Below are 22583 nucleotides of genomic sequence, written 5' to 3'. Positions count from 1 at the left end.
GACCATGGCCCGCAGCAGCGCCCACCGGCCGTCCAGGGTCGGCCCCGCGACCGGCCGCCAGGCCGACCCCCTCGACGTCGACGCCCTCCTCGACGACCCCGGCACCGGGATCATCGTGTGCTGCGGCTCGGGCGGCGTCGGGAAGACCACGACCAGCGCCGCGCTCGCGCTGCGAGCCGCCGAGCGCGGCCGGAAGGTCGTCGTACTGACGATCGACCCGGCGCGCCGGCTCGCGCAGTCGATGGGCATCGAGGAGCTCGACAACACCCCGCGCCCGGTCACCGGCGTGCAGGGCAGCGGCCACCTCGACGCGATGATGCTCGACATGAAGCGCACCTTCGACGAGGTGGTGCTCTCCCAGGCCAGCCCGGAGAAGGCGAAGCAGATCCTGGCCAATCCCTTCTACATCGCGCTGTCGAGCTCGTTCGCGGGCACGCAGGAGTACATGGCGATGGAGAAGCTCGGCCAGATTCATCGTGATGCGCAGGCGAGCGGAACCTACGACCTGATCGTGGTCGACACCCCGCCGTCGCGCTCGGCGCTGGACTTCCTCGACGCCCCCGAGCGGCTCTCCAGCTTCCTCGACGGCCGGTTCGTGCGGTTGCTGCTGATGCCCGCGAAGGGGCCGGCGAAGCTGATGACCGCCGGGATCGGCCTGATCACCAACGCGCTGACGAAGATCCTGGGCGCCCAGTTCCTCAAGGACCTGCAGACCTTCGTGACCGCGCTCGACACGGTCTTCGGCGGGTTCCGGCAGCGGGCGCAGCAGACCTACTCGCTGCTGAAGGCCGACGGTACGGCGTTCCTCGTGGTCGCCGCGCCCGAGGCGGACGCGCTGCGCGAGGCGGAGTACTTCGTCGAGCGGCTCAGCGAGGACGACATGCCGCTGGCCGGCCTGGTCGTCAACCGCGCCAGTCCGGCCCCGGGCGGCGAGCTGTCGGCCGAGGAAGCGACGACCGCGGCCGAGCGGCTGCGTCGTACCGACGACGAGTCCCCGACGGCACCGCTGACCGCCGGGCTGCTGCGGCTGCACGCCGACCGGGTGCGCATGGTCGAGCGTGAGCGCACCCTGCGCGACCGGTTCGCGACCGCGCACCCCCAGGTGGCGACGGCCGTCGTACCGGCGCTCGCCGGTGACGTGCACGACCTCGACGGCCTGCGCCGGGTCGGCAACCTCCTCGCCCGGCGCCACTGACCGGAGTCAGCAGCGTCGGAGAAGGCGGTTCCCTGTCGTCAGACGGCGGGGATGGCCTGCTCGTCGCGCGCGTCCTCGAGGACCTTGCGCCACGAGGCAGCGGGCCGGCGACGGAGGAGAGCACGACGCTCCCGCTCTGTCATCCCGCCCCAGACGCCCCACTCGATCTGGTTGTCGAGCGCCTCGGCGAGGCACTCGGTGCGTACGGCGCAGCTGGTGCAGACCTGCTTCGCCTTGTTCTGCTCGGCACCACGGACGAACAGCTGGTCCGGCTGCTGGTCCCGGCAGGCGGCGCGCGGCGCCCAATCCTCAACCCACATATGTGTCCCCTGTACTTCCCACATCCGAAGAGCCGTCGCCCCCACAGCGCTCGGTCTCCTCGACCGGACCAAAGTAAAGGAGGATCGCCAAGACTGATATCGCTCATTGGGCCCAACCTGTCTAGTCACATCGGACTAGACAGGTCGAAGGCGGGGGCGCGCGACGAGTCGGGCCGGTGAGGCAGGGTCCCGTACCCTGACCGCATGGCGCGCACCCGGTTCGACGGACTTCCCCCCGGGAAGGTCGCTTCCCACCTCGGCGTGATGCTGCTCGTCGCGGTCGTGCTCGGTGTCGTCGTCTCCGGCCTGGCGATCCCGTTCGCCGGCGTGCTCGGCTTCTCCGCGCGCAACGTCTCCGAGTCGGTCGACGACCTGCCGCAGGAGCTCGAGACAGAGCAGCTGCCCCAGCGCACCGAGGTGCAGGACGCCGAGGGCAAGACGATCGCCACGCTCTACGACCAGAACCGGGTCAACGTCCCGCTGCGCCAGATCTCGCGCACGATGGTCGAGGCCATCGTCGCGATCGAGGACTACCGCTTCTACCAGCACGGCGCCCTCGACGTGAAGGGCACCCTGCGCGCCCTGCTCACCAACCAGGCAGCCGGCGGTGTCTCCCAGGGTGGCTCGTCGATCACCCAGCAGCTCGTGAAGCTGACCCTGATCACCCAGGCCGAGGGCGACAAGGAGGCGATCGCGGCCGCCAAGGAGGACAGCTACGGGCGCAAGCTGCGCGAGCTGCGCTACGCGATCGCCCTCGAGAAGCGGCACAGCAAGGACTGGATCCTCGAGCGGTACCTCAACACGGCGTACTTCGGCGACGGCGCCTACGGCATCCAGGCGGCCGCTCAGCACTTCTTCGGCGTCAACGCCAAGGACCTCAAGCTGCGCCAGGCCGCGCTCCTGGCGGGCCTCGTGCAGAGCCCCGAGGCCTACAACCCGACGCGGAACGCCGCCCAGGCCAAGGTCCGCCGCGACATCGTGCTCGAGCGGATGGCCCAGCTCAACGTGATCCCCCAGGCCGACGCCGACAAGGCCAAGGACCGCAAGCTCGGCCTGCACGTGCAGGAGCAGCCCAACGGCTGCGTCAACTCCGAGGCCCAGTTCTTCTGCGACTACGTCGTGCGCTGGCTGATGACCGATCCCGCCCTCGGCGCCACCGAGCAGGAGCGCAAGCGGCTGATCTTCAACGGCGGACTCACCATCAAGACGACCGTCGACCTGCGCTACCAGAAGGCCGCCAACGAGTCCGTGGCCTCGCACGTCTACAAGGACGACTCGGCCATCGGCGGCCTGGCGCTCATCGAGCCCGGGACCGGCAACGTCAAGGGCCTGGCCCAGTCGCGGCCGATGGGCAAGAAGAAGGGCGAGACCTTCCTCAACTACGCCGTGCCGACGAGGTACGGCGACGCGGCCGGCTTCCAGCCCGGCTCGACGTTCAAGGCGTTCGTGCTGGCCTCGGCGATCAACCAGGACATCCCGCTGACCCAGCGGTTCCCGGCGCCGCAGACCCTGACCGTCAACCTGGGCGACTTCACGACCTGCGACGGGCCCTACCAGAGCGGCGAGACCTGGAGCCCGAAGAACTCGACCAGCGCCTCGGCCGCCCCCAACCTCTACGAGGGCACCCAGAAGTCGGTCAACACCTTCTTCGTGAACCTCGAGAAGGCGACCGGCATCTGCGAGCCGTGGAAGCTGGCCCGCGAAATGGGCATCACCGAGCTCACCAAGGCCGCGCAGGTCCCGTCGTTCACCCTCGGCATCGCCGACGTCAGCCCGCTGGAGATGGCCGAGGCGTACGCCACCTTCGCCGCCCAGGGACTGCACTGCGACGCCCGCCCGGTCACCGAGATCGCCGACGCCCAGGGCAATGTGCTCAAGAAGTACGAGAAGCAGTGCACCCAGGTGCTCGCCAGCCCGGTCGCCAACGCGGTCAACGACGTGCTGCGCGGCGTGGTCTCCTCAGGCGGGTTCGCCGCGGCCCAGTACCCGGGCCAGCCGGCCGCCGGCAAGACCGGTACGACCAGCGACAACAAGGCCGTGTGGTTCGTCGGCTACACCCCCAACCTCGCCGGCGCGGCGATGGTCGCGGGCGTCAACCGGGCCGGCCAGCCGCAGTCCCTCGACGGCGTCTCGATCGGCGGCGCGGTCCGCTCGACCTCCGGTTCCACGACCGCCGGCCCGATCTGGGGCGACGCGTTCAAGGCCGTGGCCCCGCTGCTCGACGACGTCGACTTCACCCGCCCGTCCTCGACCGACGTCCGTGGCCTGCTGATCACGGTGCCGCCCGTCTCCGGCAAGTCGTACGACGACGCGAAGGCGACCCTCGAAGGGCTCGGCTTCACCGTCGTCAACGGCGGCACCGTCGACTCCGCGGTCGGCCAGGGCCTGGTCGCCTGGTCGGCGCCGGGCACCGGCGCCCGCCTGGCCTCCGGCGACACGGTCACGCTCTACGTCTCCGACGGCACGCCGAAGGTCAAGAAGGGCAAGGGGAAGAAGAACAAGGGCCACGGCAACAACGGGAACGGCCAGGGCTGACTCTGGACCGCACCCCATGCGTTCTGGTCGCAGATCGGCCCAGATCGCGACCATTCCGCATGGGGTGCGGCGGACAGGTCAGCCGAGCTGGCGGCGTACCTCAGCGGCCACGGCGGCACCGTCGGCACGGCCCTTGACCTGCGGCTGCACGATGCCCATCACCTGACCCATCGCCTTCGGCCCGGCACCCGCGGCCCCGGCCTGCTCGACCGCGGCGGTCACGATCGCGGCGATCTCCTCGGGACCGAGCTGCTCGGGCAGGTAGTCCTGGATCACCGCGGCCTCGGCCCGCTCCTTCGCGGCGCTCTCGGGTCGGTCGCCCTCCTCGAAGGCCACCGCGGCCTCGCGGCGCTTCTTTGCCTCGGCGGCGAGGACGGTGAGGACCTCGTCGTCGGTGAGCTCCTTGGCGACCTTGCCGGCGACCTCCGCGTTGGTGACCGCGGTGAGGATCATCCGCAGCGTCGACGACCGGACCTCGTCGCGGGCCTTCATGGCGGTCGTGAGGTCGGTGCGCAGCTGCTCCTTGAGGGTGCTCATGCCCCGATTCTGCCTGCCGTGGGCGAGACTGGACGAATGGGATTCGGGAGGGCAGTGCTGCGGACGGTCGGCGCCGGGGGCGCCCTCGGGGCCGCGGTGACGTCGTACGCGCTGTGGGAGGCGCGCCAGTACACCCTGCGCCGGGTCGACCTGCGGGTGCTGCCCGCCGGGATGCGGCCGCTGCGGGTGCTGCACCTCAGCGACCTGCACATGACGCCCGGGCAGACCCGCAAGCAGGAGTGGCTGCGCGGTCTGGCCCGGCTGGAGCCGGACCTGGTCATCGACACCGGCGACAATCTCGCCCACCGCGACTCCGTGCCCGTCGTACTCGACAGCCTCGGCGGCCTGCTCGAGTGTCCCGGCGTCTTCGTGCACGGCTCCAACGACTACTTCGAGCCCGGCTTCCGCAACCCGATCGGGTACCTCCTCCCGGACGACGGCTCCCGCCACACCCACGTCCCCCAGCTGCCGTGGCGCGACCTCACCGCGGGCCTCACCGGCGCCGGCTGGCTCGACCTCACCAACCGTCGCGAGCAGGTCAAGGTCGGCGACGCGGTGCTGGCCTTCGCCGGGGTCGACGACCCGCACCTCGAGTACGACGACCTCGGTGCCGTCGCCGGACCCGCCGACCCCACGGCCGACCTGCGGCTCGCGGTCGCCCATGCGCCGTACCTGCGGGTGCTGGACCAGTTCGCCGCCGACGGCTACGACGCCGTCGTCGCCGGACACACCCACGGCGGCCAGGTGCGGCTGCCGTGGCCGGGCGGCTCGCGCGCGTACGCCACCAACTGCGACCTCGAGCCCGCGCGCGCCCGCGGCCTGCACCGCCACCCCGCCGACTCGCGCCCCGGCGACCCGGGCTCGGCCTGGCTGCACGTGTCGGCCGGGCTCGGCACCAACCCCTACACCCGGGTCCGGATCGCCTGCCGCCCCGAGGCCACGCTGCTCACGCTGCAGCCGCGCTGACCCGTCCGGCGATCGGCCTGAGGCGTATCCCGATTGCAGGTCCGGGCCCTGGCTCCGCTATGCTCCGGTGCTTGTGAGTCGGCTTCTTCGAGGCCGGTGATCGGCGGGCTGTGGCGCAGTTTGGTAGCGCGCCTCGTTCGGGACGAGGAGGCCGCAGGTTCAAATCCTGTCAGCCCGACAGGCCGAAGGGCGGATCCGGTGGAGCCGGATCCGCCCTTCGACGTTCTCAGCCTCGTTTCTTCACCTTCCGCGCGCCGCCGTGTCGTCCGCCGACCACGCGCCGATCACCTGTGCGTTCGTGACACACTGCATGCCATGTCAGACGAGCAGGACAAGCTGAAGCTCAGCTTGGAGCCGCCCAAGCTGTTCGGGCGGAAGAAGAAGTCCGCCCAACCGGCCGAGGCGCCCGCCCCGGCCGCCGAGGCGCGGACTGCTGGTCCTGCCGCCGAGCCGGAGCCGGTTGCCGAACCGGTCGTCGAGCCCGAGCCCACCGTAGTGCTGCCCGAGGTCGTCGAGCCGGAGCCGGAGCCGGAGCCCGTCGTGGTCGCCGAGCCGGAGCCGGAGCCCGTCGTGGTCGCCGAGCCGGAGCCGGAGCCCGTCGTGGTCGCCGAGCCGGAGCCGGAGCCCGTCGTCGAGCCCGAGCCGGAGCCGGTCGTCGCGGCCCCCGCACCGGTGGCCACGGCCACCCCCAAGCCCGCACCCAAGCCCGCCCCCAAGCCCGCCCCAAAGCCGAAGCCGGCTCCCGAGCCCGCCGTCGTGGACGTCGAGCCCGAGCCGGTGAGCTCCGCGGCCCTCGAGGACGCGGAGATCGCCGCCCTGGGCGACGGCGGGCCGCTGCTGACCGTCTACCGCGCCGCCGCCCTCACCGGGCTCGTGGTGGGCGCGGCGATGGTCGTGCTGACCTGGCTGTCCCTGCGCGGCTGCGAGGCGGTCCGCGGGACGTCCTCGTGCGGCGGCGGCCCCGGCTTCCTGCTGCTCGTCGCCACGTTCGCACTCTGCGTCCTGCTCGGCGCCCAGCTGCTCAAGGCGTTCGCGATCCCCGACCCGGGCAGCAGCAGCTTCCTGGCGGTCGGCCTGGTCGCCGTGGTGGCCCTGCTGTTCCTCATCAACCTGCTCGACCACTGGTCGACGCTGATCATCGTGCCGATCCTCAGCATCGGCGCCTACCTCGCCTCGGTCTGGGTGACGAAGACGTTCGTCGACCCGGCCAACGAGTAGCGCGACCCGGCTCGAACTGGCCCGAAAAAGCCGCCGACCCGGCAGAAAGTGTCCTCGCTCAGGACATCTTCTGCCGGGTCGGCGCAATTCTGGCGCCCGTTTGTGCCGGGTCAGCGGGAGGCGGCGATCAGCTCCGCGATCTGCACGGTGTTGAGCGCGGCCCCCTTGCGCAGGTTGTCGTTGGAGACGAACAGCGCGAGGCCGCGGTCGCCGTCGACGCCGGGGTCCTGGCGGATCCGGCCGACGTACGACGGGTCCTTGCCGGCTGCGGCGAGCGGGTTCGGGATGTCGGCGAGCTCGACGCCGGGAGCCGTGGCGAGCAGCTCCCGCGCGCGCTCCGGGGTCAGCGCCCGCTCGAACTCGGCGTTGATCGCCAGCGAGTGGCCCGTGAAGACCGGGACGCGGACGCACAGGCCGGAGACCCGCAGGTCCGGGATGCCGAGGATCTTGCGGGACTCGTTGCGGAGCTTCTGCTCCTCGTCGGTCTCGTTCAGGCCGTCGTCGACGAGGTTGCCGGCGAACGGCAGCACGTTGTAGGCGATCGTCTCCTTGTAGACGCCCGGCTCGGGGAACGCGACGGCCTCGCCGTCGTAGGCCAGCTCCCGGGCCTTGTCGCCGGCCGCGGCGACACCGGTGGCGAGCTCCTCGACGCCGGCGATGCCGGAGCCGGAGACGGCCTGGTACGTCGACGCGATCAGCCGGACCAGCCCGGCCTCCTCGTGCAGCGGCTTGAGCACCGGCATGGCGGCCATGGTGGTGCAGTTGGGGTTCGCGATGATGCCGCGACCGGCCGCGATCACCTCGGCCGCCGCCTCCGGGTTGACCTCGGAGACGACCAGCGGGATGGACGGGTCCTTGCGGAAGGCCGAGGAGTTGTCGACGACGATCACGCCGGCGTCGACGAACCGGGGCACCAGCGCACGCGAGGCGGTGGCGCCGGCGGAGAACAGGGCGACGTCGAGTCCGGTCGGGTCGGCGGTCTCGGCGTCCTCGACGACGACCTCGCGGTCTCCGAACCGGAGCACCTTGCCGGCCGAGCGGGGCGAGGAGAAGAACCGGACCTGGTCGACCGGGAAGCTCCGCTCGAGCAGGATCTGGCGCATGGCGACGCCGACCTGGCCGGTCGCGCCGACGACTCCGATGTTGATGCCCATGACGCTCAGCGCCCCGTTCCGCCGTAGACAACGGCCTCGATCTCGTCCGACCCGAGGTCGAACGCTGCGTGGGCGGCGTTGACGGCCGCCTCGACCTGGGTCTCGGCCACGACGACCGAGACGCGGATCTCCGAGGTGGAGATCATCTCGATGTTGACGCCCGCCTCCGAGAGCGCCTCGAAGAAGCGCGCGGAGATGCCCGGCGAGGAGCTCATGCCGGCACCGACGATGGACACCTTGCCGACGCTGTCGTCGTAGAGCAGCGACTCGAAGCCGACCGAGTCCTTGAGGCGGTCCAGCGCCGTCATCGCGGTCTGCCCCTCGCCGGCGGGGAGCGTGAAGGAGATGTCGGTGAGGTTGGTCGCGGCTGCCGACACGTTCTGCACGATCATGTCGATGTTGATCTGCGCGTCGGCGACGGCGCGGAAGATCGCGGCCGCCTCGCCCGGCTTGTCCGGTACGCCGACCACCGTGATCTTGGCCTGGCTGCGGTCGTGGGCGACACCGGTGATGATCGCGGCTTCCATGGAGCTTCCCTCCTGAACAACATCCTCGGCCTTGACGACCCAGGTGCCCTCCTTCTCGGAGAAGGACGAGCGGACGTGGATGGGCATGTCGTAGCGGCGGGCGTACTCGACGCACCGCAGGTGCAGGATCTTGGCGCCCTGCGCGGCCATCTCGAGTGTCTCCTCGTAGGAGATCCGCGGCACCTTGCGGGCGCGGGGCTCGATGCGCGGGTCGGCGGTGAAGATGCCGTCGACGTCGGAGTAGATCTCGCACACGTCGGCCTTCAGTGCGACGGCGAGCGCCACCGCGGTGGTGTCGGAGCCGCCGCGGCCGAGGGTGGTGATGTCCTTGGTCGTCTGCGAGACGCCCTGGAAGCCGGCGACGATGGCGATCGCGCCCTCGCCGATGGCGGCCTCGATGCGGCCCGGCGTCACGTCGATGATCTTCGCCCGGCCGTGCTCGGCGTCGGTGATCACGCCGGCCTGCGACCCGGTGAAGGAGCGCGCCTCGTGCCCGAGGTCGTGGATCGCCATGGCCAGCACGGCCATCGACATCCGCTCACCCGCGGTGAGCAGCATGTCGAGCTCGCGCGCGGGCGGCAGCGGGGAGACCTCGTTGGCCAGGTCGATCAGCTCGTCCGTCGTGTCCCCCATCGCGGACACGACGACCACGACCTGGTGGCCGGCCTTCTTCGTGTTGACGATGCGCTGCGCGACGCGCTTGATCCCGGCGGCATCGGCGACCGACGAGCCGCCGTACTTCTGCACGACAATGCCCACGGGGGCTCACTCCTGGCGGTGGTCTCGGGGGAAGGGCAAAGGCCACGACGACGGGGCCACCCCCGATTCTACGAGAGGGCGCTAGGCGTTTTCGCCGCTGTCCAGCACGGCGGCCGCCGCCTCGACCAGCGCGAGCTCCTGGGTGGTGTCGAGGTCCACGTCGAGCCGGTCGTGGGCCACGACCGACAGCAGCGCCTTCATCGCCGACCCGGCCAGCGCACCCCACGAGGAGACGTAGGAGAACTGCCACCACCACAGCGCCTCCTCGACGTCGCCCGCGTCGTAGTGGCGCACGCCGACGGCGAGGTCGGCCGCGATGCTGGTCAGGTCGTCGGAGAGCAGGCCCTCGACCATCTCGGGGGCGTAGGGGTCGAAGACGTAGCTGTAGGTGTCGAGCTGCCCGAGCAGGGTCGCCAGCTGGAGGCGCAGCTCGTCGATGTCGTCGGGGTCCGGACCGTCGTCGGGCTGGTACTCGTCGCGCGGCGCGAAGTCGCGGTGCACGCCCAGCCGGGCGCCGGTGAGCGCGATCTGGCTGATCTGGATCAGCAGCAGGGACACGGCCTGGCCGCCGCTCGCCTGGGCTGCGACGACCCTGACGCCGTCGAGGAAGGACCGCACGGACGCCGCGATGTCGTCGGCGAAGCGCACGGTCTCGGTCTCCACCGCGATCAGCGCCTCCAGTGCCGCGAGGCCTGGGAGCTGCTCGGTGGTGGTGCTGTTGTCGCTCATGTTCCCGTTCATGTCGCTGTCTGCCTTCCCACGAATGCCCGACCCAAGGTGACCTCGTCGGCGTACTCGAGGTCTCCTCCCACCGGAAGTCCACTGGCCAAACGCGTCACGCGCAACCCCAGGGGGCCGAGCATGCGCGTGAGGTACGTCGCGGTGGCCTCGCCCTCGAGGTTGGGGTCGGTGGCGAGGATCACCTCGACGACGGTGCCGTCGCCGAGCCGCGTCAGCAGCTCGCGGATGTGGAGCTGCTCGGGACCGATGCCGTCGATGGGCGAGATCGCGCCGCCCAGGACGTGGTAGCGGCCGCGGAACTCGCGGGTCCGCTCGATCGCGACGACGTCCTTGTACTCCTCGACCACGCACAGCACCGTCGGGTCCCGGCGCGGGTCACGGCAGATCCGGCACTGGTCGTCCTCGGCGACGTTGAAGCAGACCGAGCAGAACTTCACCTTGTCCTTGACCTCGATCAGGACCTCGGCGAGGCGGCGTACGTCGGCCGGGTCGGCCTGCAGCAGGTGGAACGCGATCCGCTGAGCACTCTTCGGACCGACCCCGGGCAACCGCCCGAGCTCGTCGATGAGGTCCTGGACGACGCCTTCGTACAAGGGTGCGGCCCCTGCTCAGAAGCCGAGCTGGCCGGGCGACGGCAGGCCGCCGCCCAGGTCGGGCATCCCGCCGGCCAGCGGGCCGAGGGTCTGCTCGGCGAGCTCGTCGATCTTGGTGCGGGCGTCGCGGAACGCGGCCACGACCAGGTCACCGAGGTCGGCGAGCGCCTCGGCGTCGGTGCCCTCGAGCGCCTCGGGCTTGATCTGCACGGCGGTCAGCTCGCCGGCGCCGGTGACCGTCACGGTCACCGCACCGCCCGCGACCGTGCCCTCGACCGTGGTCTCGGCCAGGCGCTGCTGGGCGTCCTGGAGCTGGTCCTGCATCTGCTGGGCCTGCTGGAGCAGGGCGCCCAGGTCGAGGCCGCCGCCACCGGCGAGGGCGTCGAAGGGGTTCTGGCTCATGTGGGTCTCTTCTCGGTGTCGGTGAGGAAGGTCTGGTACGTCGGGCGCCGGGCGGGTCAGTCGCCGCGCGGCGTCTCCTCGATCAGCTGGGCGCCCAGCTCGCGGGCCAGGAGCTCGGCACTGGACTCGGCATCGACCTCGCGGTCGTTGAAGTCGACGGCGGCGTCGGGGTCCTCGGGCGGCGCGTCGACGGCGGCGCCGGCCCGGGCCTGGAAGTCGGCGATCATCTGGCGGCGTGCGCCCGGCTCGGGGTCGGGCTCCGGCTCGGGCGGGCCGTCGGCCGGCGGCGGCTCGGTCGCCCATGGCGGCGGGTCGTCGGTCGGGGCCGCGGGCGCTGGAGCGGGCGCTGCGGCGGGGGCGGCCGGTGCAGCCGCCTGCGGGGGCGCGGTGACCGCGGGCCAGCCGCCGGCGTCGGCCTCGGGTGCGGCCGGGGCGGGCGCGGCCGGGGCTGCGGGTGCGGGTGGCTCGGGGGTGCGCGCGTTGGGGTCGGCGGCCGGGTCGACGATCGCCTCGATCCGGACGTCGGCGCCGATCTCGTCGATGACGGCCTGCTGGACGATCTCGGCGTGGCCGCCGGACTCGAACGAGCGGCGCGGACCGTCGGACTGGAAGCCCAGGCTGAGCACCTTGCCGTTGAACCCGACGACCTGGGAGTTCTGGGTGAGGTGGATCCAGGTGACCCGCTTGACGCTCTTGACCCGGTCGATGACCGAGGGCCACAGCCGGCGTACGTCGATCAGGGTCAGGCCGCTGCCGCCCGCCGGCTCCTCGGCAGGAGCGGCAGGAGCGGCAGGAGCGGCGACAGGCTCGGGAGCGGACGGCGGCGGGGCGGCCGCGACCGGCACCGGCTCGGGCGCCATCTTCGGCGCCATCTCGGGCACCGGCGCGGGAGCAGCAGGGGCAGCGGGAGCGGCCGGGGCAGGAGCCTCCACCCGCTCGGGCGCGGCCCGGTCGTGGCGGGAGGGCGCCGGACGGTCCTGGGCGGGGACGGCGGCGGGCGCCGGGGCCGGCGCGGACTCGGCGGAGGTCGTACCGCTGATCGAGGCGCGACGCTCGAGCCGGTCGAGACGGGCGAGCACCCCCTCGGTGGTGTGGTCGGCAGCGGGGAGCAGGATCCTGGCGCAGATCAGCTCCAGCAGCAGCCGTGGGGCGGTGGCGCCGCGCATGTCGGTGAGCCCGGCGGCGACCAGGTCGGCGGCGCGGGTCAGCTCGGCGCGGCCGAACGCGGCGGCCTGGGCGACGAGTCGGTCGGCCTGGTCGCCGGAGAGGTCGAGCAGGCCGGACGCGGCGGCGTCGGGGACCGCGGAGATGATGACGAGGTCGCGCAGCCGGCGCAGCAGGTCCTCGGTGAAGCGGCGCGGGTCCTGACCGGTCTCGATCACCTTGTCGACCACACCGAAGACGGCAGAGCCGTCGCCGGCCGCGAAGGCCGACACCACGTCGTCCAGGAGGGTGTCTGGGGTGTAGCCGAGCAGCCCGCTGGCCAGGTCGTAGGTCACGCCCTGCGGCCCGGCGCCGCCGAGCAGCTGGTCGAGCACGGACAGGGTGTCGCGCGCGGAGCCCGCGCCGGCCCGGACCACCAGCGGCAGCGCGGCGGGCTCGATGGAGACGCCCTCGCGGTCGCACAGCTCGGTGAGGTACGACGTCAGCAGGCGCGGCGGGATCAGCCGGAACGGGTAGTGGTGGGTGCGCGAGCGGATGGTCGGGATGACCTTCTCGGGCTCGGTCGTGGCGAAGATGAACCGCAGGTGCGGCGGCGGCTCCTCGACGAGCTTGAGCAGGGCGTTGAAGCCCTGCGTGGTGACCATGTGGGCCTCGTCGATGATGTAGACCTTGTAGCGGCTCTTGACCGGCGCGAAGAACGCCTTCTCGCGCAGGTCTCGAGCGTCGTCGACACCACCGTGGGAGGCGGCGTCGATCTCGATCACGTCGATCGACCCGGGGCCGTTGCGGGCCAGGTCGCGGCAGCTGTCGCACTCGCCGCACGGGTCGGAGACGGGCGCCTTCTCGCAGTTGAGCGCCCGGGCCAGGATCCGCGCGCTCGTCGTCTTGCCGCAGCCACGGGGGCCGGAGAAGAGGTAGGCGTGGTTGACCCGGTTGGCGGCCAACGCGGCCCGCAACGGCTCGGTGACGTGCTCCTGCCCGATGACCTCGGCGAAGGTCTCGGGCCGGTAGCGGCGGTAGAGCGCGAGCGGGGAGTCCACGGGTGCCACCCTAGTCGCAGGGCCCGACACCTCCGGGCGCCCCCGAAGGAGAGGACGAGCAGGCATGACGACGATCGACCGGGACGAGGCGCGGGCCTTCCAGAAGCGCATGGTCCGGGTGCGCGAGGACGCCGCCCTGGGCCTGCTCCTGGGCATCGGCGACGAGCTCGGCCTGCTCGACGTACTGGCCCGCACCGGACCCGCCGACCCGGCCGCGCTGGCGGCCGCAGCGGGGGTCGACGAGCGCTACCTGCGCGAGTGGCTGGACGGCATCGTCGCGGGCGACGTGGCGACGTACGACGCCACCACCGGCCACTACGCCCTCCCCCGCGAGCGCGCCGCCTGCCTCACCCCGGCCGACGGCCCGGTCAACCTCGCGCGCAGCCTCAAGATGCTCACCATGCTCGCCGGCGTGGAGCCCGAGCTGCGGGAGAGCTTCCGCCACGGCGGCGGGCTGGGCTACGACCGGTTCCCCCGGTTCCACGAGCTGATGGCCGCCGACGCCGCGGCCGTCCACGACGCCGGCCTGCTCGACGTCGTCGTCCCGACCGTCCCCGGCCTGCACGAGCAGCTGAGCGCCGGCGCCGCCCTGGCCGACGTCGGCTGCGGTTCCGGGCACGCGGTCAACCTGCTCGCCCGCGCCTACCCGGCCAGCACCTTCGTCGGCTACGACCTCGGCGACGAGGCGATCGCGGCCGCCCGCGCCGAAGCCGCGGCCTGGGGCCTGACCAACGCGAGCTTCGAGCTCCGCGACGTCGCGGAGCTCGGGGAGGAGGCGGCGTACGACGTCGTGACCGCCTTCGACGCGATCCACGACCAAGCCTTCCCCGACCGGGTGCTCGCCGGCATCGCCGCCGCGCTGCGGCCCGGCGGCACGTTCCTGATGGTCGACATCAAGGCCCAGTCGGGCGTCGAGAACAACCTCGGCCTGCCGTGGCTGACCTACCTCTACACGCTGAGCCTGATGCACTGCATGACCGTCTCCCTGGCTCACGGCGGCGCCGGCCTCGGCACCGTGTGGGGCAGGCAGACCGCGGTGCGGATGCTCGAGGAGGCCGGCCTGGTCGACGTCGACGTGCGCGAGGTCCGGACCGACCCGTTCAACTACTTCTACGTCGCCCGCCGGCCGCACTAGGAAATGCAGAGGCCCCCCACGCACCCGATAGAGCTCACTTACCCTTGCTGCCTTCCGGCCCTGGGGGAGTTGGGTGAGATACCGCCACGTGGGGGGTTGCGGACCACTTTAGGGGATGAGCCGAGCGGGCCTCACATCGCCGTGGTCAGCGCAGGATGTCGACCACCGTCAACAGGACCGGCGCGACCATCACGACCAGCAGCACCCACGCGACCACCCGGTGGGAGCGCTTCGAGCTGTCGAGCGACCCGGCGAGCTCGAGCAGCGCACCGTCCGGCACCAGCCGGTTGAGGCCCATCCGCTGCGCGTCGGCAGGCAGGTGCTCGACGGGAGCCCACGGCTCCGGGTCGTCGCCCCGCGCGGTCATGCAGCGATGGTACGTCGGCAGCGTGGCCCCGAGGGGAGTCCCGATTCCACCTCGCCGTCCATCTGCCGGTAATCTCTCCCACGGAGCTGTCGCCTAGTGGCCTATGGCGCTCGCTTGGAAAGCGGGTTGGGTTAACAGCCCTCGGGGGTTCGAATCCCCCCAGCTCCGCCAGCAGCACCGGACGGCGTCGCGCGCAGCGCGGCGCCGTTCGACGTTCTCAGCCGGATCGTCCGGGTCAGCCGGCCGCCGGCGGTGGGCCGAGCACCTCACCGGCGAGGTCGAGGTCGTCGGTCATCACGGCCCAGCAGCCGGCGGCGGCGAGCGCGGCCAGGGTCGCGGGGTCGTCGGTCCTGCGAGCGACGACGCTGATCCCGGCCGCCCGGGCGCGGGCGACCAGGGCATGGTCGATCGTCGGGGCGTCGACGTGGATCGCGTCGATCCTGCCGGCCAGCGGTCCGAGGTCGGCGGGCGCGACGGACCGGATGAGCGCGACCCGAGCCGTCGGGAGGGCCTGGGAGAGACGTTCGAGCCCGGTCAGGTCGGCGCTGCTGAACCGGATCCGGCCGGAGTCGACCAAGGGCAGGTACGGCTGCAGGGCGTCCGCGACGCGGTGCACGAAGTCGGGGCTCGACTGCTTGAGCTCGAGCTGGGCGCCCAGCCCGCTGGCGGCGACCTGGCGCAGCAGGTCGTCGAGCTCCGGGACCCGGGTGCCGGCCCAGCCGGCACCGAACCAGCCGCCGGCGTCGAGCTGCCGGATCTCGGCGAAGGAGAAGGACTCGACCGGCTGGTCGGCCCGGTCCGGGAAGACGTTCGCGACGTCGGTCGTACGCCGCAGCGTCGGGTCGTGCACGAGCACCAGGTGGCCGTCGGACGTCGCCCTCACGTCGGTCTCGACGCCGGACGCGTGGCCGGTGGCCGCGGTGAACGCGGGCACCGTGTTCTCGGGCGCCACGGCACTGCGACCGCGGTGCGCGAGCACCTGGGGCGTCACCGCCGGCCACACCCGCAGCGTGCGCGCCCGCGAGCGGAGCGCGGGACGACGGCCGTGCTTGGCGACCCGCGCCCGCAACCGCACCACGCCCGGCTGCCTGAGACGTACGTCGAAGCGCGCGACCCGGGCCCGCCCCGACCGTCCCCGCAGCACCCGCACGCCGCTCGACGTCGCCACCCGCAGCCGGACCGTGCGCCGGCGCGGACCCGACGCCGGGACACGGACGACGACGCGGACCGTCGTACCGCTGCGGGCGTGGTCGGGTGCCCGGAGCACCACCCCCTGCTGCGCCGCCTCGGCCGGCGCCGGCGGCACGCCGAGCAGTCCGGCGAGCAGGGCGACCAGCGCGAGGGCGGCCCGCATCAACGCCGCCGGGACAGGAGCGGGCGCACGATGAGGAGCACGACGAGCGCCGCACCCCCGCCGAGTCCCCACCAGACGGCGTCGTGGCGGGCGCCCGCCAGCACGTCGGCCTCAGCGCGTGGCGGCCGCGCCGGCTGGTTCTGGACCTTCTTCTCGGCACCCATCTCGGCGACGTCGCGCTGGATCGCCTCGACCGGCTGGACCACGCCGTACCCGGTGATCGGGCTGGACGGTCCGCCGTTGCCGCTGGCGGTCTGCTCGAGCCGGGTCCGCAGGTGCGCGGCGTCCTCGTCGGGATGCATCGACCACACCAGCGCCGCGACCCCGGCCACCTGGGCGGCCGCCCACGCGGTCGACGCGGGTGCGACGACGCACCAGCCGCCGTTGCGGGCCCGCGACACCGCGTCGGCGCCGGGCGCGGACAGGTCGATGGCGGAGCTGCGGAGCACGGTGCCGGAGCTGCCGGGCGTCGAGACGCCGACCGCGACGACGCCCGGGTCCGCGGCCGGCCAGACCAGGTCGGCGACGTCCTCGCCCTTCTTCGGCTCGTCCTGGTAGCCGTCGGGGAAGCCGCTGTCGCCGGTGGGGCGATCACCCGACGCGGCGACGAGGAGGACACCGGTGTCGACGAGGCGGTCGACCTGGGCCTCGAGCTCCGGGGAGTGCGGCACCTGGGTGGGTACGACGACGACCACCCGGCCGCCGAGGTCGCCGCCCGGGGCCCGGCGGTTCGCCACGTCGGCCAGCGCCGCGGCGAGGTCCGCCGCCATCGGGACCTTCTCTCCCTCCTGGGAGCGCTCCGGGCTGTCGTAGAACCTCTTGTCGACGATCCCGGCCCCCGGCGCGATGCCGACGTCGATCTTGGGCTCGCTCTGGTCGGCTCCGGCGATGATGCCCGCGACGGCGATGCCGTGGCCGCTCGGGAGGTCGGTCGGCCCGGGGTTGTTGAAGCCACCTGCACCGCTGTCGACGACGACGACCTTCACGTCCTGGCCCGGCCGCCGACCGGCCTTCCTCGCCAGGGCCTGAGCCTCGGCGACGTGGAGCGAGAGGTTGGCCGTGTTGTCGCCCTTGACGGTGCGCTGGTCGGTGGTCGCCATGTCGACGTCGAGGCACGACGCGCCGACCGGTGCCTCGGCCGAGGTCGCGGTCACCGCCGCCATCGCGGGTGTGACCGACAGCCCGACGAGGGTGCCGGCCAGCGCCGCTGCGGCGGCGCGCACAGGTCCCGGGACGTGCCCTGGGCCGTGTCCTAGCCGCACGACTGGTCCTTGGACGGCGGGCACAGCGCCGCGTCCTGGGAGAGCTCGGGGCCGTCCTCGAACAGCTTGTTCCACACGTCGGGCACCACGATGACCGGCACCTTGGCGTAGCCCAGCTGCTCGAGGTCGAAGGTGCTCGCGACCGGGTAGCTGTAGCCGCGGTCGTCGATGAGGTGGATCGTGCCTTCGTCGCTGCTGATCCAGTCGGCCGAGCGGATCACGGCTCCCTGGCCGGACGCGACCGTGACCTCGCGGTCACCGGGCGAGACACCCTCGGCGCTGGCGTCGCCCTGGGGGGCGGTCGCCAGGCGGGCAGCTGCGGGCTCGCCCTTCGCGGTCACCAGCTGGGCGCACGCCTGCTCTGTGGCGGGCAGCGACCTGCTGAGGACCTTCTCGGGCCAGAACTCACGGGCGTCCGTGCTCGCCGGGGCGAAGTCGAACGCCGCACCCGCCACGTAGGGGATCTCGGTCGGCTGCTTCTTGCCGAAGGAGGTCGTGCGCAGCACCGCGGCCGCGAACGGCGTCAGCTCGAGGAAGCCCTCGGCGGTGAAGGCGTAGGTCTTGTTGTTGGCCTGCACCCAGTCGCCGACCCGCGCGCCGTCGTAGCCCGGCGCCACGGCGGGCTGTCCGACACCGTCGATGCCGAGGCCGGTGGCGTCGAGCGGGTCGCCCGGCGGGAACAGCTCCAACCACGCGTCGGGAACGGTGATCTCGTCGTTGGGCGAGATGCCGAGCTCGACGAAGAGGGGTTGGTTGTCGGGGAGCAGGTAGCGGTAGGCGCGCCGGGGGACGCCCGGGACGTCGGCCTCGGCGATGAGGAAGACCTTGCCGTCCTCGGCGGACTTCACGACGAAGCCGTCGGTCGGCACCTGCCGCACCCCGGGCAACGCCGAGACCGCGGTCTGCATGCCGAGGCCCGTCCCGGTGCACGAGGTCCAGCCGCTCTCGTCGAGATTCTTGACCGCCGGCACCGTCGCGGGCGCGTCGAGGATGCCGATCGGCTGCCCCTTGCGCACCCCGGCGATCTCGTCGTCGGGCACCTTGCGGGCCTCGACGCTCGCGCCGAGGATCAGCTGGGCCGAGGTCACGTTGATGACCGGACGCACCCGCGGCTGACCCGGCACCGCGTCCTCGTCGAGGATGACGTAGAGCGCGCCGCGGTCGTCGGCGACCAGGCCCGGCTTCTTCCAGTCGACCTCGGCCCGGTCGGACAGCGCACCGGCGATGGCGGCGCCCGCGACGAGGAGTACGGCGAGCGCGATGCCGCCCACGATCATCCGGCCCGGGCGGGCGGGCTCGACCTCGCGGCCGCCCGGCGCGCCGGAGACGAACGCCGTCACCAGGCGACGGCGGCTGAACGAGTAGGCCTCGACGAGGTCCTTCTTGGTGGCCATCGGGGAGTCAGCCGATCCAGTCGCGGACCTGGTCGAACAGGCCGGTCGCGACGACGAGGAGCGGAAGCAGGGTGAGCAGCGCGACGGACTCGAGCACGTCGCCGAACCGGCCGCGGCGCACCGACGGGGCGGACGGGCTGAGCGTGGCGACGAGGAGCACAGCACCGACGACCGCGAGCACGACGGCCAGGGTCGGGCGCCAGTCGGGGTGGAGGGCGAGGACGGCGATCGCGGTCGCGGCGATGCCGGCGACACCGGACGCGAGGCCGAGCAGGACCTCGCTGCCGGTGCGGTACTGGCGGGTGCGCAGCACCACGATCAGGCACGCGTCGACCGCGAGCAGGGTTCCGGTGACGCCGAGGCTGACGGCGAGCGGCGCGACCAGGACGAGGAGCAGGCCGACGGTGCCGCTGATCGCCAGCAGGATCTCGTGGGCGACCCGGGCGTCGGCGGCGACCCGGTCGCGCTCGATGTCGTCGGGGTCGGCCGTGATGTCGGCGGCCGAGTAGAGCTGGTCGACACGGGTGGTCGTCGCACCGAGGGCGAGCCACGGGAAGACGCTGCCGGCCAGGACGACGAACGCGAGCACCGTGGTCAGCAGCGGAGCCGGCGCGAAGCCGTCGGGCGAGGAGCGGACGTAGACGCCGACGCCGACCGCGAGCGCGCCGACGACGAGCGGCGGGATGGCCAGGGTCCGGCCGGCCCCGAGCCCGATCAGGCACACCACACCGGCGAGCAGCGCGCCGGCACCGGCCGCGGCGAGCGGGTCGGCGAACCAGACCTCGCCGTCGGGCACGAGCATCACGCCGGCGACCGCGGCGTAGCCCGCGCCCAGCCAGGCCACGCCGACCCCGGCCTCGTGCTCGCCCTGGGCCCGCGACAGCACGATCGCGCCGGCGCAGAGCGCGGCGGCGACCAGGGCGGTCGCGGCGGCCGCGATGTCGGAGCCGCGCTGCACCAGCAGCGCGCCGGCACCGAGGGCGAGGAACAGACCCGCCGCGACGAGGGCCGTACGACGCCCCGCGGCCGGGTGCCACGGCTCGAGGTCGTGCTCGACGACGTCGGTCATCGCCTCGACGACGTCGTCGTAGACGCGCGGGGCCGGGTCGTCGACACCCGCGGTGACGGTGAGCAGGCCGCCGTCCTCGATCCCCTGCAGGGTGAGGCCGGTGTCGAGCGCGAGGCGTCGGCCCTCGGAGGTGCCGACCCGGTAGCCGCCGTGGACGGTCGCCGGGTCGAGGAGCCCGACGCTGCGGGCCAGCTCGGGCAGCAGCTCGGCCACCGGGATGGCCCCCGGGAGCACCAGGTCGACGCGCCGGGTGCCCGACGTGACGGTCACCCGGACCAGACCGGACGCGACGGCTGCGCTCGTGCGCGGCGCCTGTGTCATCTGCTCAACCCTTCCCGAAACTGGGGCTTGATCCTAGAAGCCTGCCCTACCGGAGACAGCAACGGAGGGACCGACCACGTGGGTCGGCCCCTCCGTACGTGCATGGGACCGGATCAGAAACGCCCGGCTCCGCGCTTGTCCGCCTGGATGTAGTCGGCGTTGGACTGGTAGGTCGTCTGCGAGACGCCGTCGAGCAGGTCGAGCAGCTCCTTCATCGCCCAGTCCCAGGCCAGCTTGGCCTGGTCCCAGGACTGCCGCTGGGCGCTGGTCTCGGCCCAGGTCAGGACGTACTGGCGGGCGTCGCTCTCGAGCTGGTCGAGGCGGGCGTTCATGTCCTTGGCGGTCTGGTACATCGCCTGGGCGGCCGCCTCGAGCTCGGGGTGGTTGACGCGCAGGCCGTCGAGGCCGCCGAAGTTGGGATCGGTCATGGTTCTCTCCTTGAAGTCTTGGGGTGGTTGGGAGGCGGGACTACTGCGCGTCGAGCTTGCTGAGGAAGCCGGCGAGGTTGCCGCCAGCCGTGCTGTCGGTGTTGACGTTGTCCGACTCGGTCTCGATGAGGGAGTTCTCGAACTGGTCGAGCGCCGCGGTGACGACCTTGTGCTTCTCGAGCCAGGCGTTCTTGACATTCTGGAACGAGAGGCCACCGCCGCCGACCCACGCCTTGTGCATCCGCTCGAGGTCGATCTCCATCTTCCCCGCCTTCGTCGCGAGGTCCTTCTTGGTCTCGGCCACGAGCTCGGCGACCTTCTTGAGAGCGCCTTCTGCGTGTCCGAACTCAGTGCCTGCCATGTCTGCTCCTTGGTTGCTGGTTGGCGGGCGGCATCAACCCGCCCCTGCATTGCGGTTCCATCGATCTGGCTCCCCGAGCACTGCCAAAGAGCCGACGCGTCAGGGGTTACCCCCGCTCCGCGAGGGGCTAAACATCAGCCCGTGACTTCCCACAGATGACGGAAGAAGCCGACCGCCACGACGAGCGATCCGACGGCGAACGCGCCGCACATCGCCTCGGCGATCTCGGCCCGGCGCGACCACCACGCCGAGCGCCAGCCCCGGCCCACGAACACCGCCGACAGCACGAGGGCACCGGCGATCGCGACCGCCACCGCGGCGACCGCGCCGGGCGCGGTGACCGGGTCCCGGCCACCGGGTGCGATCCCGAGGAGGACGACGGCGAGCACGGCCAGCGCCAGGACGCCGGCCAGCCGCAGCAGCCGGCTGGCGGCCGCGTGGCGGTAGCTGCGCGCGGCGAACAGCAGCGTGGCGCCGCCGAAGCCCACCAGGCAGCGCGCACCGGTCCGGTCGAGCGGCAGGTCGGCGGTGGCGAGGAGGAGGGGTGCGGTGATCACGACGACCACCAGGACGGCGGTCGCGGAGGCGGTGACGGCACGAGCACCCCGGTCGGCGACGGCGCGCACGGCCTGCTCGGGCACCACGATCCGGCCGCGCCGTCCCGTCGGTCGCTCGCGGGCCGACCATGCGGTGACAGCGAGGCGCTCGAGGTCGAGGAGGTACTGGTCGGGGACGTCGACCACCAGCTCGGGCACGAAGCGTGCGGCGAGAACGGCGGCGAGGAAGAGCACCGCCCACACGACCTGCGGGGAGACGCCGGTCAGGGCGCCCAGCCCGGCGACGACGAACCAGCCCGCACCGACCGCGACCCAGACCCGCAGCCCGTCGACCGCGGTGCTGTCGGGCTCGGCGAGCGCGCGACCCACACCGGCGGTGACGGCAGCACAGAGGGCCGCGATGCCGCAGACGGTCGGGAGCCGCTCGGGCACGGGGTCCCAGGCAAGTGCGAAGCCGGCAGCGGCGGCGAACGCCGGGGCGGCCAGCACCCGCTGGACTTGCAGTACGCCGATCGGCAGGGATCCGAGGAGCGCGGCGGCGAGGAGCACGCCCACGACCGGCCAGCGCTCGTCGGGCGACAGCTGCGCGGCGCACCAGCCGGCGAGGGCGGCGAAACCCACGGCGAGCGCGCACCAGGTCGCCGAGGCCCGGCCGGCGACGAGGGCGGACTCGGCGCCGTCACCGGAGCGGAACCTGCTGCGCGGCGGGGCCGGGCGGGACGACGGGTCGACCGCGACGACCACCGAGCCCGCGACCAGACCGACGTCGCCGACGACGTCGGCGAGCTGGAGCGGCTCGCCGGAGCGGGTGACCAGCGGCAGCACGACCGGCAGGCCGGCCTCGGTGGAGTAGGCCCGCGACACGTCCTCGAGCGTGGCGTCCACCGGCACCGTCAGGTCGAGCACGCCACGAGGTCCGTGCACCGTCACCGCGGTGACCGTGCCCGGAGCCGGGGTGCGGGACGTCCCGTTCACCAGTGCTCTCCTCCCGAGATGAGTCGTGGTGCCGGACCGAGGTTCACGGCCCGGCTCGCAGGGTAGTCCTTCACCCTGTGTCTTCCGAGGCTGCTTACCCTGACGGACCCGGGTCCTATCATCGTGCGCGTCGCATGACCGGGCATCGACGACAGGGGACGGCAGCGTGACGGTGGGCATCACTCCAGGCAGCGGGCCGGGCACGCATC

21 protein-coding genes, 2 tRNA genes and 1 other RNA gene are annotated in these 22583 nt (G+C 72.7%); 7 read left to right on the top strand and 17 right to left on the bottom strand.

Translation table 11 applies throughout. The annotated features are described in order from the left end of the window. The first annotated feature begins 4 nt into the window (after positions 1-4). Entirely contained in the window at positions 5-1195 is a 1191-nt protein-coding gene (locus tag QI633_RS01975; RefSeq protein WP_141800627.1) for an ArsA family ATPase, read from the top strand. Between the two features lie 38 nt (positions 1196-1233). On the opposite strand, the gene QI633_RS01970 is transcribed toward QI633_RS01975, so the two are convergent. Continuing rightward, positions 1234-1515, bottom strand: coding sequence for a WhiB family transcriptional regulator (locus tag QI633_RS01970; RefSeq protein WP_141800628.1), 282 nt, complete (start codon positions 1513-1515; stop codon positions 1234-1236). A 204-nt stretch (positions 1516-1719) separates the two neighbouring features. Between QI633_RS01970 and QI633_RS01965 the strand changes: the two genes are divergently transcribed. Then, on the top strand, positions 1720-4050 hold the full coding sequence (locus QI633_RS01965) for a transglycosylase domain-containing protein (protein WP_282427927.1): 2331 nt from the start codon (positions 1720-1722) through the stop codon (positions 4048-4050). Positions 4051-4128: 78 nt separating this feature from the next. Here the strand turns inward: QI633_RS01965 and QI633_RS01960 are convergent, their stop codons facing one another. Further along, on the bottom strand, positions 4129-4587 hold the full coding sequence (locus QI633_RS01960; RefSeq protein ID WP_141800630.1) for a GatB/YqeY domain-containing protein: 459 nt from the start codon (positions 4585-4587) through the stop codon (positions 4129-4131). Positions 4588-4623: 36 nt separating this feature from the next. Between QI633_RS01960 and QI633_RS01955 the strand changes: the two genes are divergently transcribed. From QI633_RS01955 to QI633_RS01945, 3 genes are all read left to right on the top strand, one after another. Continuing rightward, a complete protein-coding gene (locus QI633_RS01955) occupies positions 4624-5553 on the top strand; it encodes a metallophosphoesterase (RefSeq protein ID WP_282427926.1) in 930 nt (309 codons plus the stop codon). A gap of 104 nt (positions 5554-5657) precedes the next feature. Beyond that, a tRNA-Pro gene (locus QI633_RS01950) sits at positions 5658-5731 on the top strand. Positions 5732-5868: 137 nt separating this feature from the next. Continuing rightward, on the top strand, positions 5869-6771 hold the full coding sequence (locus tag QI633_RS01945) for a hypothetical protein (protein WP_282427925.1): 903 nt from the start codon (positions 5869-5871) through the stop codon (positions 6769-6771). Between the two features lie 110 nt (positions 6772-6881). Here QI633_RS01945 and QI633_RS01940 read toward each other — a convergent pair whose 3' ends face one another. The 6 genes from QI633_RS01940 to QI633_RS01915 form a co-directional block, all read right to left on the bottom strand. Continuing rightward, a complete protein-coding gene (locus QI633_RS01940; RefSeq protein WP_141800633.1) occupies positions 6882-7925 on the bottom strand; it encodes an aspartate-semialdehyde dehydrogenase in 1044 nt (347 codons plus the stop codon). 5 nt (positions 7926-7930) lie between these two features. Further along, positions 7931-9211: an aspartate kinase gene (locus tag QI633_RS01935; protein ID WP_141800634.1), complete on the bottom strand. Its 1281-nt coding sequence runs from the start codon at positions 9209-9211 to the stop codon at positions 7931-7933. An 81-nt stretch (positions 9212-9292) separates the two neighbouring features. After that, a complete protein-coding gene (locus QI633_RS01930) occupies positions 9293-9940 on the bottom strand; it encodes a DUF5063 domain-containing protein (protein WP_141800635.1) in 648 nt (215 codons plus the stop codon). Between the two features lie 8 nt (positions 9941-9948). Beyond that, positions 9949-10545 carry a recombination mediator RecR gene (recR, locus tag QI633_RS01925; RefSeq protein ID WP_141800636.1) on the bottom strand — a complete coding sequence of 199 codons (597 nt, stop codon included), beginning with the start codon at positions 10543-10545 and terminating at the stop codon, positions 9949-9951. Between the two features lie 15 nt (positions 10546-10560). Beyond that, positions 10561-10947, bottom strand: a complete 387-nt coding sequence (locus tag QI633_RS01920; protein ID WP_141800637.1) for a YbaB/EbfC family nucleoid-associated protein — start codon at positions 10945-10947, stop codon at positions 10561-10563. 56 nt (positions 10948-11003) lie between these two features. After that, positions 11004-13151, bottom strand: a complete 2148-nt coding sequence (locus QI633_RS01915) for a DNA polymerase III subunit gamma and tau (protein ID WP_282427924.1) — start codon at positions 13149-13151, stop codon at positions 11004-11006. A 64-nt stretch (positions 13152-13215) separates the two neighbouring features. Between QI633_RS01915 and QI633_RS01910 the strand changes: the two genes are divergently transcribed. After that, entirely contained in the window at positions 13216-14286 is a 1071-nt protein-coding gene (locus QI633_RS01910; RefSeq protein ID WP_282427923.1) for a methyltransferase domain-containing protein, read from the top strand. Between the two features lie 7 nt (positions 14287-14293). Here the strand turns inward: QI633_RS01910 and ffs are convergent. Together ffs and QI633_RS01900 are read right to left on the bottom strand one after the other, a co-directional pair. Further along, positions 14294-14384, bottom strand: an RNA gene (gene ffs, locus QI633_RS01905) — signal recognition particle sRNA small type. 47 nt (positions 14385-14431) lie between these two features. Then, positions 14432-14653: a hypothetical protein gene (locus QI633_RS01900; RefSeq protein ID WP_282427922.1), complete on the bottom strand. Its 222-nt coding sequence runs from the start codon at positions 14651-14653 to the stop codon at positions 14432-14434. Positions 14654-14735: 82 nt separating this feature from the next. Here QI633_RS01900 and QI633_RS01895 point away from each other — a divergent pair. Next, positions 14736-14824: transfer RNA gene (locus tag QI633_RS01895), tRNA-Ser, on the top strand. A gap of 64 nt (positions 14825-14888) precedes the next feature. Here QI633_RS01895 and QI633_RS01890 read toward each other — a convergent pair. The 7 genes from QI633_RS01890 to QI633_RS01860 form a co-directional block, all read right to left on the bottom strand. Further along, positions 14889-16007 carry a glycerophosphodiester phosphodiesterase family protein gene (locus tag QI633_RS01890; RefSeq protein ID WP_282427921.1) on the bottom strand — a complete coding sequence of 373 codons (1119 nt, stop codon included), beginning with the start codon at positions 16005-16007 and terminating at the stop codon, positions 14889-14891. Then, positions 16007-17230 carry a S8 family serine peptidase gene (locus tag QI633_RS01885; protein ID WP_282427920.1) on the bottom strand — a complete coding sequence of 408 codons (1224 nt, stop codon included), beginning with the start codon at positions 17228-17230 and terminating at the stop codon, positions 16007-16009. Before QI633_RS01885 ends, QI633_RS01890 begins: the two co-directional genes overlap by 1 nt. A gap of 29 nt (positions 17231-17259) precedes the next feature. Then, positions 17260-18663 (bottom strand): type VII secretion protein EccB, encoded by a 1404-nt coding sequence (gene eccB / locus QI633_RS01880; RefSeq protein WP_141800643.1) that lies wholly within the window; start codon positions 18661-18663, stop codon positions 17260-17262. Positions 18664-18670: 7 nt separating this feature from the next. Further along, entirely contained in the window at positions 18671-20053 is a 1383-nt protein-coding gene (gene eccD / locus QI633_RS01875; RefSeq protein WP_141800644.1) for a type VII secretion integral membrane protein EccD, read from the bottom strand. A 113-nt stretch (positions 20054-20166) separates the two neighbouring features. Continuing rightward, positions 20167-20481 (bottom strand): WXG100 family type VII secretion target, encoded by a 315-nt coding sequence (locus QI633_RS01870; protein ID WP_160158367.1) that lies wholly within the window; start codon positions 20479-20481, stop codon positions 20167-20169. Positions 20482-20521: 40 nt separating this feature from the next. Continuing rightward, complete coding sequence (locus tag QI633_RS01865; protein ID WP_160158368.1) at positions 20522-20842, bottom strand: hypothetical protein; 321 nt, start codon at positions 20840-20842, stop codon at positions 20522-20524. 134 nt (positions 20843-20976) lie between these two features. Further along, complete coding sequence (locus tag QI633_RS01860; protein WP_160158369.1) at positions 20977-22374, bottom strand: hypothetical protein; 1398 nt, start codon at positions 22372-22374, stop codon at positions 20977-20979. Positions 22375-22583: the final 209 nt, after the last annotated feature.

This window comes from Nocardioides sp. QY071, assembly GCF_029961765.1.
Taxonomy (GTDB): domain Bacteria; phylum Actinomycetota; class Actinomycetes; order Propionibacteriales; family Nocardioidaceae; genus Nocardioides.
This window is presented reverse-complemented; position numbering and strand designations above follow the sequence as displayed.